Annotated in this window: 11 protein-coding genes; 4 read left to right on the forward strand and 7 right to left on the reverse strand. The window is 65.0% G+C overall.

Annotated features, from left to right (window positions below; translation table 11 throughout):
* Positions 1-33 precede the first annotated feature (33 nt).
* The 5 genes from pheS to infC form a co-directional block, all read right to left on the reverse strand.
* On the reverse strand, positions 34-1,101 hold the full coding sequence (pheS, locus tag R3P93_RS06945) for a phenylalanine--tRNA ligase subunit alpha (protein WP_317532699.1): 1,068 nt from the start codon (positions 1,099-1,101) through the stop codon (positions 34-36).
* Between the two features lie 73 nt (positions 1,102-1,174).
* On the reverse strand, positions 1,175-1,981 hold the full coding sequence (locus tag R3P93_RS06950) for a TrmH family RNA methyltransferase (protein ID WP_317532700.1): 807 nt from the start codon (positions 1,979-1,981) through the stop codon (positions 1,175-1,177).
* Positions 1,982-2,019: 38 nt separating this feature from the next.
* Complete coding sequence (gene rplT, locus R3P93_RS06955; protein ID WP_032378959.1) at positions 2,020-2,409, reverse strand: 50S ribosomal protein L20; 390 nt, start codon at positions 2,407-2,409, stop codon at positions 2,020-2,022.
* Between the two features lie 86 nt (positions 2,410-2,495).
* Positions 2,496-2,690, reverse strand: coding sequence for a 50S ribosomal protein L35 (gene rpmI / locus R3P93_RS06960; protein ID WP_008715923.1), 195 nt, complete (start codon positions 2,688-2,690; stop codon positions 2,496-2,498).
* 116 nt (positions 2,691-2,806) lie between these two features.
* Positions 2,807-3,547: a translation initiation factor IF-3 gene (gene infC, locus R3P93_RS06965; RefSeq protein ID WP_394855269.1), complete on the reverse strand. Its 741-nt coding sequence runs from the start codon at positions 3,545-3,547 to the stop codon at positions 2,807-2,809.
* A 382-nt stretch (positions 3,548-3,929) separates the two neighbouring features.
* Here infC and R3P93_RS06970 point away from each other — a divergent pair, with 382 nt between their 5' ends.
* Complete coding sequence (locus tag R3P93_RS06970; RefSeq protein ID WP_037193458.1) at positions 3,930-4,316, forward strand: DUF1844 domain-containing protein; 387 nt, start codon at positions 3,930-3,932, stop codon at positions 4,314-4,316.
* 112 nt (positions 4,317-4,428) lie between these two features.
* Here R3P93_RS06970 and uvrA read toward each other — a convergent pair whose 3' ends face one another.
* The gene (gene uvrA / locus R3P93_RS06975; RefSeq protein WP_094640381.1) at positions 4,429-7,359 is read right to left on the reverse strand and encodes an excinuclease ABC subunit UvrA; all 2,931 of its coding nucleotides are present in this window, start codon (positions 7,357-7,359) and stop codon (positions 4,429-4,431) included.
* Between the two features lie 260 nt (positions 7,360-7,619).
* Between uvrA and R3P93_RS06980 the strand changes: the two genes are divergently transcribed.
* The 3 genes from R3P93_RS06980 to R3P93_RS06990 all read left to right on the forward strand — a co-directional run bounded on the left by R3P93_RS06980 (position 7,620) and on the right by R3P93_RS06990 (position 12,107).
* Entirely contained in the window at positions 7,620-8,309 is a 690-nt protein-coding gene (locus R3P93_RS06980) for an MBL fold metallo-hydrolase (RefSeq protein ID WP_149406339.1), read from the forward strand.
* Between the two features lie 137 nt (positions 8,310-8,446).
* Positions 8,447-9,637: a DoxX family protein gene (locus tag R3P93_RS06985; RefSeq protein WP_068050978.1), complete on the forward strand. Its 1,191-nt coding sequence runs from the start codon at positions 8,447-8,449 to the stop codon at positions 9,635-9,637.
* A 148-nt stretch (positions 9,638-9,785) separates the two neighbouring features.
* Positions 9,786-12,107 (forward strand): HelD family protein, encoded by a 2,322-nt coding sequence (locus R3P93_RS06990; protein ID WP_094688516.1) that lies wholly within the window; start codon positions 9,786-9,788, stop codon positions 12,105-12,107.
* Positions 12,108-12,177: 70 nt separating this feature from the next.
* Here R3P93_RS06990 and R3P93_RS06995 read toward each other — a convergent pair whose 3' ends face one another.
* A complete protein-coding gene (locus tag R3P93_RS06995) occupies positions 12,178-12,630 on the reverse strand; it encodes a universal stress protein (protein ID WP_032378962.1) in 453 nt (150 codons plus the stop codon).
* Between the last annotated feature and the right edge of the window lie 174 nt (positions 12,631-12,804).

Raw genomic sequence — 12,804 nt, forward strand, 5'->3', positions numbered from 1 at the left:
CCGAGAAGAAGTGGGGCGGGTGAAGAACGTCCGTCAGGCCTGAACACCGAAGGGCAAAGTGAACCTGATGTCGCCCTCGACGATGTCGCGCATGTCCGGGATGTCGTTGCGGAACTGGAGCGTCCGCTCGAGACCCATTCCGAACGCGAATCCGGTGTAGACCTCGGGATCGATGCCGCTGGCCTGCAGCACCTTCGGGTTGACCATTCCGCAGCCACCCCACTCGACCCAACCGGCCCCGCCCTTCTTCTTCGGGAACCACACGTCGACCTCGGCCGACGGCTCGGTGAACGGAAAGTAGTTGGGGCGCATGCGTGTACGGGTGTCGTTGCCGAACAACGCCTTCGCGAACGCATCCAGTGTGCCGCGCAGGTGCGCCATGGTCAGGCCCTTGTCGATCGCAAGACCCTCGACCTGATGGAAGACCGGAGTGTGCGTCGTGTCGAGTTCGTCCGTGCGGAACGTCCGTCCCGGGCAGACGACGTAGATCGGAACCTCACGCGAGAGCATCGACCGAACCTGCACCGGGGAGGTATGAGTGCGCAGAACCTGACGCGAACCCTCCGGCGCGATGTGGAACGTGTCCTGCATCGTGCGTGCCGGGTGGTCGGGCAGGAAGTTCAGCGCGTCGAAATTGAAGTGTTCGGTCTCTACCTCGGGGCCTTCTTCGACCTCCCAGCCCATTCCGACGAACACGTCGGCAACCTGTTCGGCGATGATCGAGATCGGGTGCCGGGCACCGACGGGAGCTCGGTCGGTCGGCAGTGTCACGTCGATGGTTTCTGCGACCAGGATGGCGGCGTCACGCTCGGCCGACAGCACGGCGCGTCGCTCGTCGAAGGCCTTCTGCACTCGATCACGCGCTGCCTTGACGCGTTTGCCCGCGTCCGCCTTCTGGTCCCCCGGGATCGCACCGAGCGCGCGCTGCGCCAGTGCCAACGGAGCCTTGCCGCCCACGTGATCGATCTTGACCTTGGTCAGAGCATCGAGGTCCGACGCGTCGGCGAACGCCTGCTCGGCCGAGTCCACTGCGGATCCGAGCGCGGACTCCTCGAGAACGGACGGATCTACCGGCTCGGGTCCGCCATCTTTCTTCGCCACGACAGCTGCACTCCTCGAGTAATAGTCGGTGTCTGCTCAGAACAGACAGGTATCGATCCTAGGTGAGACCTGCTCACGGGGTTTCGGAGCGTCGCTGCGCCCTGGCACTCGCGTACAGGCAGATCGCCGCGGCGGTCGCCAGGTTGAGGCTCTCGGCGCGGCCGTGGATAGGGATTCGAATGCGGTGATCGGCGTCGCGCGTCACGGACTCCGAGAGTCCGTGTGCCTCGTTGCCGAACAACCACGCGGTCGGTTGCGTGAGCAGCTCGTCCGCGTCGTCCAAGTCCACTTCGCCATCGGCGGCCGTCGCGACGATGGTCAGACCCGCCCTGCGCAACGCGTCGATCCCGGACTCGATCGATCGCTCCCGAGCGATGGGCAGATGGAACACGCTGCCCGCCGAGGCGCGGACGCATTTGCCGTTGTGGGGATCCACCGAATCGCCCAGCAGAACGACCGAATCCGCTCCTGCCGCGTCGGCGACGCGAATCACAGTCCCGGCATTGCCCGGCTCGGCCGTCTCCACCGGTACGGCCACCAGCCGCGGTGTTCCGGCCAACGCACGGACGATCGGGACGTCGACCAACTCGGTGACCGCGATGAGACCCTGCGGAGTGACCGTGTCGGACAAGGCTTTCGCAGCACGGTCGGTGATCGGATGAACTCGTGCGCCACCCGCCTCGATGGACGTGATGAGGTCGCGGTGGCGCTCGAGAGCATCCGCGGTGAAGAACAGCTCACGAACCAACCGGGACCGGGCCGCCTCGGACACAGCATTGAAGCCTTCGGCCAGAAAGAGCCCGGCCTTCTTGCGTTCCGCGGCTCGAGCGAGCTTGACGGCCGAAACGACCCGCGGAGTTCGCTCGGTCAGCGAATCCACGGGCCGTTTCGGTGTTGAGTCGTCGTACGTCGACTCGCTCAGGCTGCTTCTCCGGCCGGAGCGTTGACATCGGCAGGCAGTGCGGCCTTGGCGATGGCGACCAGGCTTGCGAACGCCGCAGCATCCGACACAGCGAGCTCGGCGAGGATCTTGCGGTCGACCTCGACGCCCGCGGCCTTGAGGCCCTGGACGAAGCGGTTGTACGTGATGTCGTTGGCGCGAGCTGCAGCGTTGATACGCGTGATCCACAGCTTGCGGAAGTCACCCTTGCGCGCGCGGCGGTCCCGGTACGCATAGGTCAGCGAGTGGAGCTGCTGCTCCTTGGCCTTGGTGTACAGACGTGAGCGCTGTCCGCGGTAGCCCTTGGACGCTTCGAGAATCGAACGGCGCTTCTTCTGGGCGTTGACGGCCCTTTTTACGCGTGCCACTGGTGAATCCTGTCGATCTGGGGGTGTGTGAAACCCCGAATGGTAATGGGATGAAGCCGACCGAAATCAGTCGGCGGCGGGCCGAATCAGATGCCGAGCAGGCGCTTGATCCGCGGCACGTCGGCCTTCTTGACAACGGCGACACCATCGAGGCGACGAGTCACCTTGGTGGGCTTGTGCTCGAGCAGGTGGCGACGGCCGGCCTTCTGGCGCAGGATCTTGCCGCTGCCGGACACCTTGAATCGCTTCTTGGCACCACTGTGGGTCTTCTGCTTGGGCATGAAATCCTCTTCTTCTGTAATAGCTCTTCGGTGTTGCATGGCACAGCCGTACATCGCTACGGACCAGCTGTGTACCGAAGCAGGTGTAGGGCTGTCTTACTGGTAGAGCGCGAGGCTCAGTTGGTCTGCGCCGGAGTAGCCGGAGCTGCTGCGGCCGGTGCTTCGGCAGCCGGGGCTGCATCGACGGGCTGTTCCGGCGCGGGGGCCGGTGCGCGCTGCGCGGGCGGTGCCGCTGCGCTCTCCTGTGCCTTGACGCGAGTCTTGGCACCCTTGTGCGGTGCCAACACCATCGTCATGTTGCGGCCGTCCTGCTTGGCCGAGGTCTCCACGAAGCCGAGCTCCGCGACGTCCGCGCCCAGGCGCTGCAGCAGACGGAAGCCGAGCTCGGGACGCGACTGCTCGCGACCGCGGAACATGATGGTGACCTTGACCTTCGAGCCGGCTTCGAGGAAGCGAACGACGTTGCGCTTCTTCGTCTCGTAGTCGTGCGCGTCGATCTTGGGACGGAGCTTCTGCTCCTTGATGACGGTGAGCGTCTGGTTCTTGCGCGATTCGCGCGCCTTCTGCGCAGCCTCGTACTTGAACTTCCCGTAGTCCATGATCTTGCAGACCGGCGGACGTGCGTCGGGAGCTACTTCTACAAGATCGAGGTCGGCTTCGAGAGCCAAGCGGAGTGCATCTTCAACACGCACGATCCCCACCTGTTCACCACCCGGTCCGACAAGCCGGACCTCGGGAACTCGGATGCGATCGTTGATGCGGGTCTCAGTGCTGATGGGGCCTCCTAGGTAGTGCGGTGTGGTGTGCAACCCGACCGCCTGCCACTGGCACAGCCCGTCGCCGTCGATCCTCGACATTCCCCGCAGCGATGTGAACCGCTGCAACGAAAAAACCCTGCTTTCGGTGTGATCCGATAGCAGGGCCCGATGTCGACCGGTCGACCCGCACGACAACTGTCGCCGTACAGTCTCCTCACTGGGAGGAAGCACGCAGGAGGCCGGTGAGGACTTCCTTCGTGCGACCGGACCGGGAAGTAGCTTGTTGAAGGCTACGTGCCGGTGGGAGTCGGGCTCCACTTGCTGCCTCCGTGCGGTGAACTCCATCGAGGAGCGCACGCCGAAGACGGTCGTCGAGTCACACTACCAGCCGATTCGAGAAACCGACAATCGAGCTCGATCGTCCCCGACAGCGTCGGCACCCGATTCTCCCCGCTGCAGCCGGCGTGGGATTCTCGTAGGCATGACCAGCTCCCCCACTCCCGCCGATGGCGATCCCGCGGGTGCCGACCCCGTCGGCACCGAGCCCGAAGTCCGTGAACTCGCCGAAGTCCCCGCGGTCGAGGTCATCAGCCGCGCTGCGGTGATGCTGATGAGTTCCGCAGCCGAGAAGTTGGGACTGTCCGAGCCGGATCCCGCGGAGAGCCCATACCTCGACCTCGACGAGGCACGCCGCGTCATCACCGCCTTGGCCGGCCTGGTCACCGCGTCGGTGGAATACCTCGGCCCCCATGCCGGACCCATTCGCGACGGCCTGCAGGCCCTGCAGCGCGCATTCCGGGAAGCGTCGGCCCATCCGGACGAGCCGGGAAAGGGCCCCGGCGAGAAGTACACCGGTCCGGTGCACTGAGCAGAACACCAGCCAAGTCGAGACCGACGCACGAAGCCGCATCCGGTAGTCAACGGATGCGGCTTCGTCGTTCACGGGGTCCGAATCGGACGGCTCCAGCCGACTGCAGCGCTTATCGGACGGCGGCGACCTTGCGGGGCCTACGCTTCTTCGCAGCCGCCTTCACCGGCGGGGCGACGACCGACTCCCGGGTGAGCGCCTCTTGCAGGAACTTGCCGGTGTAGCTTTCCGAGACCGCCGCCACTGCCTCCGGATCACCCTGCGCCACAACCGTTCCGCCGCCCGAGCCACCTTCGGGGCCCATGTCGATGACCCAGTCCGAGACCTTGATGACGTCGAGATTGTGCTCGATCACGATCACCGTGTTGCCCTTGTCCACCAAGCCGTTCACGACGCCGAGCAGCTTGCGGATGTCCTCGAAGTGCAGGCCGGTGGTCGGTTCGTCGAGAATGTAGACCGTGCGGCCGGTGGACCGCTTCTGCAGTTCCGCTGCCAGCTTGACGCGTTGCGCCTCGCCGCCGGACAACGTCGTTGCCGGTTGGCCGAGTCGGACGTACCCGAGACCGACCTCGACGAGTGTCTTGAGGTAGCGGTGGATCGAGGTGATGGCCTCGAAGAAGTCGGCAGCCTCCTCGATCGGCATGTCCAGGACCTCGGCGATGGTCTTGCCCTTGTAATGGACTTCGAGTGTCTCGCGGTTGTATCGCGCTCCCTCACAGACCTCGCACGGAACGTAGACGTCCGGAAGGAAGTTCATCTCGATCTTGAGTGTGCCGTCTCCCGAGCATGCCTCGCACCGGCCGCCCTTGACGTTGAACGAGAATCGACCGGGCTGATAGCCGCGCACCTTGGCCTCGGTGGTCGCCGCGAACAGCGTGCGGATCTTGTCGAACACACCGGTGTACGTGGCCGCGTTCGAGCGCGGCGTGCGTCCGATCGGCGACTGATCCACCCGCACCAGCTTGTCGAGCTGATCGAGGCCGTTGATGCGCGTGTGCCGACCGGGAACCTGGCGGGCACCGTTGAGCTTGTTGGCCATCACCGTCGCGAGAATGTCGTTGACGAGTGTGGACTTGCCCGAACCCGACACCCCGGTGACCGAGGTCAGCACACCGAGCGGGAAGCTGACGTCGATGCCACGCAGATTGTGCTCGCGGGCACCGACCACGGTGACCTGACGCTTTTTGTCCACGACACGACGGGTGTCGGGCAGCGGAATCTCCATCCGTCCGGACAGATACGCACCGGTCAGCGATTCCTCGTTGGTCAGGAGGTCCTCGTACGAACCGCTGTGCACGACGCGTCCGCCGTGCTCACCCGCCAACGGACCGATGTCGACGATCCAGTCGGAAGTACGGATGGTGTCCTCGTCGTGCTCGACGACGATGAGGGTGTTTCCGAGGTCGCGCAATCGCGTCAACGTGTCGATGAGCCGACGGTTGTCGCGCTGATGCAGTCCGATCGACGGCTCGTCGAGGACGTACAGAACACCGACGAGTCCCGATCCGATCTGGGTTGCAAGGCGGATGCGCTGCGCCTCGCCGCCGGACAGCGAGCCGGCGGTCCTGGCCAGTGACAGGTATTCGAGACCGACGTCCAGCAGGAAGCCGAGGCGAGCCTGCACCTCCTTGAGGACCTGCCCGGCGATTGCTTCCTCGCGGCGACCGAGGGTGAGGCTGTTCAGGAAATTCGCGGTGTCGGCGATCGACAATTCGCACACCTCGGCGATCGACTTCGGGCCGAAGTCGCCCGCCGCGATCGTGACCGACAGGATCTCCGGCCGCAGCCGCGCCCCGTTGCAGGTGGGACACGGCACGTCGCGCATGTAGCCGTCGTAGCGTTCCTTCATCTGCTCGGACTCGGTCTGCTCCAACCGGCGGTGCAGGAACGGCATCACACCCTCGAACTCGGCGTAGTACGACCGCGTGCGGCCGTAGCGGTTCTTGTACTTCACGTGCACCTGGTGATCGCTGCCCTCGAGGACTGCGCGCTTGACCTTGGCGGGCAACTTGTTCCACGGCGCGTTCAGGTCGAATCCCATGGCGTCGGCGAGCCCGGAGAGCAGGCGGCCGAAGTACTCCGACGTCTGGCCCATCGACCACGGTGCGATGGCACCGTCGGCGAGGCTGAGATCGCCGTCGGGAACGACCAGCTCCGGATCGACCTCCTTGCGCACGCCGAGTCCGACGCAGTCCGGGCACGCACCGTACGGCGAGTTGAAGGAGAACGACCGCGGTTCGAGATCGTCGATGGACAACGGGTGCCCGTTGGGGCAGGCGAGCTTCTCGGAGAACCGGCGCTCACGGTCCGACGCATTCTCGTCACGGTCGACGAAGTCGAGCACCACGATGCCGTCGGCCAGCCGAAGGGCGGTTTCCACCGAGTCGGTCAGACGCTGCTTCGAGCTCGACTTGACGGTGAGGCGGTCGACGACGACCTCGATGTCGTGCTTCTCCTGCTTCTTGAGCACCGGCGGGCTCGTGAGCTGATGTACGACGCCGTCGACGCGAACGCGCGAGTAGCCCTGCGTGTTCAACGAGTCGAACAGGTCGACGAACTCACCCTTGCGGGTACGAACCACCGGCGCGAGAACCTGGAACTTCAGGCCCTCCTCCATGTCCAGCACCTGATCGACGATCTGCTGCGGTGTCTGCTTGGCGATCTGCTCGCCGCACACCGGGCAGTGAGCCGTTCCTGCACGCGCGTACAACAGCCGGAGGTAGTCGTAGACCTCGGTGATGGTGCCTACGGTCGATCGCGGGTTGCGGTTGGTCGATTTCTGATCGATGGAGACCGCAGGCGAGAGGCCCTCGATGAAATCGACGTCCGGCTTGTCCATCTGGCCGAGGAACTGCCGCGCGTATGCGGACAGCGACTCCACGTAGCGACGCTGCCCTTCGGCGAAGATCGTGTCGAAGGCGAGTGAGGATTTGCCCGATCCGGACAGACCCGTGAACACGATCAGCGCATCCCGCGGCAGGTCGATGTCGACTCCCCGCAGATTGTGCTCCCGTGCACCTCGCACTATCAGGCGATCCGCCACTGTGTTCCCTTCTTTCCGAACGAGCACGTCCAGCCGAGTTGCTGCGGGGCGCAGCACTGCACGACCTTCGAGTCGCGTGATGACGTGTGATGCCGACGCACCGGTCACACGTCGTGTAACCGTGGACCCCACGTCGAAAACCTGTTGTGGTGAGGGACGAACCTCACGCACTAGCAATGGTAGATCCAGGCACCGACACACTTTTCCAGCTGCGCGACCCCGACGCCCATCATGCCGTCGACGACGGTAGCGTCCTGGAAATGGACGAGCACCTCATGGTCATCGATGACAACTACACCGGCGTCGTCTCTCAGGGCTCGCAGCCGCAGCGGCGAACGATTCCCGGAGCGACGATCACGAAGATGTCGGTCGGCCCCATGGACAACAACACCTACCTTGTCGTCTGTTCCGCAACAGGCCACTCGGTGCTGATCGACGCTGCAAACGAGGCCGACCGCATCTCGTCGCTCATCGACAGGAACGCGCCGACGCTCTCACTCATCGTGACGACTCATCAGCACGCCGACCACTGGCAGGCGCTGGCAGACATCGCCGGCGGTACGGACTCTCCGACCGCAGCCCACGAACTCGATGCAGGTCCCCTGCCTGTGGCTCCCGACCGCCTGCTCGCCGATCGGGACACCGTGTCGGTGGGAGAGCTCACGTTCGATGTGGTGCACCTGATCGGACACACTCCCGGCTCCATCGCACTCGCACTGACCGATGCCGAGGGCGCGCGCACCCACCTCTTCACCGGAGATTCTCTCTTTCCCGGTGGCGTCGGCAAGACGGGCAGCCCCGAGGATTTCACCCGTCTGCTCGACGACGTGACAGCGAAACTGTTCGACCGCTTCGACGACGAGACCGTTGTCTACCCGGGGCACGGTAAGGACACGACGCTCGGTGCCGAGCGCCCTCACCTGGACGACTGGCGCGCCAGGGGTTGGTAACGATCGGCGTGCTTGAGACCGCGAACCACGGGGTATGAATAGTGTGACAAAAGGACGCACAGCGGTAGGTTTTCGGACCGCCGTGCCGTTCATGGTTCCACCGCCGATGACACGAGAAACTACGCAGGAGGCTGTCAATGCTGGTCCGCCGTATCGCCCGTCCGCTGATGTCTACGATTTTCATCGCAGGGGGCGTCGACGCACTCCGTAATCCCACCGGCAAGGCCCAGGCCGCCACCCCGTTGATCGAGCAGGGCAAGGACGTCCTCCCCAACGAGGTCACCGCGAACGTGCCGAACGACCCGGAGACGCTGGTCCGTATCAACGGTGGAATCCAGGTCGCGGGCGGCATTCTGCTGGCCACCGGCAAGGCACCGCGCATCGCCTCGCTGGCTCTCGCCGGAAGTCTCGTACCGACGACGCTCGCCGGACACGCCTTCTGGAACGAGACCGACCCGGAGACCAAGGCTGCGCAGCGTATCCACTTCTTCAAGAACCTGAGCCTGCTCGGCGGACTGCTCATCGCAGCCGTCGACACCGAGGGCAAGCCGTCCGTCGCATGGCGTAGCAAGCGGGCAGCACGCCGCGCGCAGGAGACCGTCGTCTCGGCCCTGCCGGGTCACTCCACCCACGAGACCGGTGAGCGCGTCAAGGAAATCGCAGCCGTCGCCGCGAGCCGCAGCGCCGATCTGGCCGAGGCTGCACAGCCGAAGCTGGCCAAGTTCGCCGACGCCGCCCAGCCCAAGTTGGCCAAGCTCGCCGATATCGCTACCGAGAAGGGCTCGGAGCTGGCCGACGTAGCTCAGCCGGCGCTGAACCGCTGGGCTCACGTGGCCGCCGACAAGGGTTCGGTGCTCGCCGAGGAAGCACAGAAGCGTGGATCCAAGCTGGCCGAACTGGCCGCCGACCGCGGTAGCGACTTGGCCGACGAGGCACAGAAGCGCGGCTCCAAGCTCGCCGACAAGGCAGCCCATCGCGGGACCGACCTGGCGGAGCTCGCACAGAAGCGTGGCTCCAAGCTCGTCGACGTCGCTGCCGATCGTCGCGGCGAATTGGCCGATGTCGCGCAGAAGCGCGCGTCCAAGCTCGCCGATCTGGCGGCCGAGAAGGGTTCCGTCCTCGCCGACGAGGCGCAGAAGCGCGGAGTCACGTGGGCCGATCTGGCGTCCGATCGCGTCGACACGCTGAGCAAGCGCGCTCGCAAGCGCGCCGAGAAGCAGAGCAAGGAGCTCGAGAAGGTGACCGAGCAGGCTCGCGCCAAGCTCGAGAAGCGAGTTGCCAAGGCTCAGAAGAACTTGGACAAGAAGCTGCAGCAGTACGCGAAGTAATTTTTCGCAGACACCACACAGCGACGTTCGCGTAGACGGCCCTGCCCCGGAACCAGCGGTTCTGCGGCAGGGCCGTTGTGCGGCGTAGACTGCTCTGGCTGATTTCGAGGCGATATCTTCGCCTCGGCCGAACTCCCGAGGAGACCCTTTGCCGGACGACGGCCACACATCGAGCGACTCCGTGGTGCCGCTCGAAGAAGACTTAGAGCAGGCGCATCTGACGCGGCTGTACACGCAGCTGGACGCGTTACGCGAGTATGCCGCGAACCGACTGCGCGCAGTGCTGTTGGAGACCGGCGGCACCCCGCAGGCCCGCAGCGAACGGGAATCGTTCAACCAGATGTACACAGAGGACATCGCCAAGTACGACGCCGCCGAGAACGGACTGTGCTTCGGACGCATCGACCTCGATCCCGAGACCCTCGACCCCAAGGTCGACGACCGGCCCGAGCGATACATCGGCCGCGTCGGGATTCTCGACGACAAGAACGACTACGAGACACTGCTGCTCGACTGGCGAGCACCGATGGCCCGGCCGTTCTACCTGGCGACGCCCGCCGCACCCGAAAACGTGTTGCGTCGCAGACACATTCGTACCCGCGGCCGGCGAGTGACATCGATCGCCGACGAATTCCTCGACCTGAACTCCGCCCGATCGTCGAACGATGCCGCCGTGGCAGGCGGCGTCGCGAGCGAAGGCGCGCTGCTTTCGGCGCTCGATGCCGCACGTACCGGTCAGATGAACGACATCGTCGAGACGATCCAGAGCGAGCAGGACGCGATCATCCGATCGCAGCATCGCAGTGTGTTGGTGGTTCAGGGCGGACCGGGCACCGGCAAGACTGCCGTCGCGCTGCACCGCGCCGCCTATCTGCTCTACACCTACCGTCAGCAGCTCGGTAAGAGCGGCGTGCTGATCATCGGACCCAACGCCACGTTCCTCGATTACATCGGTCAGGTACTGCCGTCACTCGGCGAGACAGGCGTGCTGCTGTCCACGATCGGCGACCTCTACCCGGGAGTCCGCGCGCAACGCGAGGACTCGGCCGTGGCGACCGAGGTCAAGGGCAGGCTGTCGATGGTGGAGGTGCTGACCCAAGCGGTACGCGACCGTCAGGAAGTTCCCGCGCAGCCCCGTCGGCTGAAGTTCGACACCTACGACATCACGCTCGATCGCAAGATCGTCACCAGGGCTCGCGGCCGTGCCCGCTCGTCCCGGCGACCGCACAACCTGGCTCGTCCGCTGTTCGTATCCTCGGTCATCGACCAGTTGGCCAACCAATTGGCAGCGAAACTCGGACAGAACCTCGTCGACGGGTCCAGCCTGCTCAGCGCCGACGACATCGCGGACATGCGCGACGAGATGCGCGAGGACCGAGACGTCATGGCCGCCGTCGACGAACTGTGGCCGGATCTGTCTCCCCAGCAGGTTCTCCGCGACCTGTTCGCCTCGCCCGAGAAAATCGCCTCGGCCGCGCCTGCACTGGACGAGATGGAGCGCGAAGCCCTCGTCCGCCGAGGCCACGGGTTCTCGTCGGCCGACGCTCCCCTGCTCGACGAACTCGCCGAGCTACTCGGCGTCGACGACGCGGCCGAACGTGAACAGGCACAACGTCAGTGGCGCGGCCAGATCGCCGACGCCCAGGGTGCCCTGGACATCCTGACCGGTTCGGCACCTCAGGACCTCGAGGACGAACTCGACCCGGAGATCCTGATGGCCTACGACCTCATCGACGCCGATCAGCTTGCGCGACGGCAGAATTCGGGCCAACGACTCACGACGGCCGAACGGGCCGCCGGTGACCGAACGTGGACCTACGGGCACGTGATCGTCGACGAAGCGCAGGAACTCTCTGCGATGGCGTGGCGAATGGTCATGCGGCGCATACCGAATCGGTGGATGACACTGGTGGGCGATACGGCGCAGACCGGTGATCCCGCCGGTACCTCGTCGTGGGGTTCGGTTCTGGAACCGTATGTGGCCAAGCGCTGGAAGCGAACCGAACTGACGGTGAACTATCGAACACCGTCGGAGATCATGACGGTGGCACACGACGTGTTGGCTGCCATCGACCCCGAGCAGTCCGAGCCGCGGTCCATCCGCAGCACCGGGGTACGACCGTGGGCCCAACGAGTGGCACCGGACGATCTGATCACCGCGGTCGAGAAGCGAGTGGCCGAGCACCCTCGCCCAGGCCTGAGTGCCGTGCTGGTTCCCGCAGGCCACGTCGACCGATTCCGCCATCTGGCATCGGAACTGGTCACCGTATCGACGGTCAAGGACGCCAAGGGACTGGAATTCGACTCGGTGCTGATCGTCGAACCCGGTGCCATCGTGGCGGATTCGGTCAAGGGTATGAACGACCTGTACGTGGCGCTCACCCGAGCGACTCAGCGACTCGGCGTCGTGCACGCGGACGCACTACCGGGTGAGCTCTCGGCGCTGCAGCCGTTCGAGCCGGAAGCCTAGAGAACCGCATACACCACCGGCCCGCTCCGTCGATTCGACAGAGCGGGCCGGTGGTGTGTGCAGCGTGCACTCAGCGGACGGTGTGCACGATCAGAACGTCGCAGGTGGACTTGCGAGCGGCGTCCGACGGAACCGAACCCAACAGACGGCCCGTCAACGAGTTCAGGCCGCGGTTGCCGACGACGAGCAGGTCACCCTTGACCTCGTCCACGAGTGCCAGCAGCGACTCGACGGGAGCACCGACGATCGCCTTCTCCTCGATGTTCTTCGCACCGGCCTTGGTGGCGTGCTCGCGCGCCGTGCGCAGAATCTCACGCGTCGGTGCCGATCCGGTGATCTGGTAGGCGTCCTCGCGCAATGCGTCGGCGGCAGCGGACGTGTCCTTCGGATCGGCCGGGTAGTACGCGCAAGCGATCACCAGGGTGGCATCGGCGTCTCCTGCCAGAGCCGCGGCCTTCTCCACTGCCCGCAGTGACGATTCGGAGCCATCGGTCCCGACGACGACGGTGCGGTAGGCGCTCATTCATTCCTCCATTTGTCGGTCACACACAGATGTGACACTTCTGGTCCAACTCGATTGGTGCAAGTCACAGGACCGAAAGACGTGGTCCGGGGACTGATTCGCTGACATTAGCCGCAAGCGGCCGATCGGCACGTGAACTTGGGGAACAACACGATCCGCGCCACTCACATACAT

The sequence above is a fragment of the Rhodococcus cerastii genome, from assembly GCF_033042195.1.
Classification (GTDB): Bacteria; Actinomycetota; Actinomycetes; order Mycobacteriales; family Mycobacteriaceae; genus Rhodococcoides.

Bases quoted from the DNA above. Each gene is read 5' to 3' on its own strand.
- rpmI (WP_008715923.1), bottom strand. From the start codon at position 2,690: ATGCCCAAGCAGAAGACCCACAGTGGTGCCAAGAAGCGATTCAAGGTG.
- R3P93_RS06970 (WP_037193458.1), top strand. From the start codon at position 3,930: ATGACCAGCTCCCCCACTCCCGCCGATGGCGATCCCGCGGGTGCCGAC.
- infC (WP_394855269.1), bottom strand. From the start codon at position 3,547: ATGTCGAGGATCGACGGCGACGGGCTGTGCCAGTGGCAGGCGGTCGGG.
- R3P93_RS06995 (WP_032378962.1), bottom strand. From the start codon at position 12,630: ATGAGCGCCTACCGCACCGTCGTCGTCGGGACCGATGGCTCCGAATCG.
- R3P93_RS06985 (WP_068050978.1), top strand. From the start codon at position 8,447: ATGCTGGTCCGCCGTATCGCCCGTCCGCTGATGTCTACGATTTTCATC.
- R3P93_RS06980 (WP_149406339.1), top strand. From the start codon at position 7,620: ATGGACGAGCACCTCATGGTCATCGATGACAACTACACCGGCGTCGTC.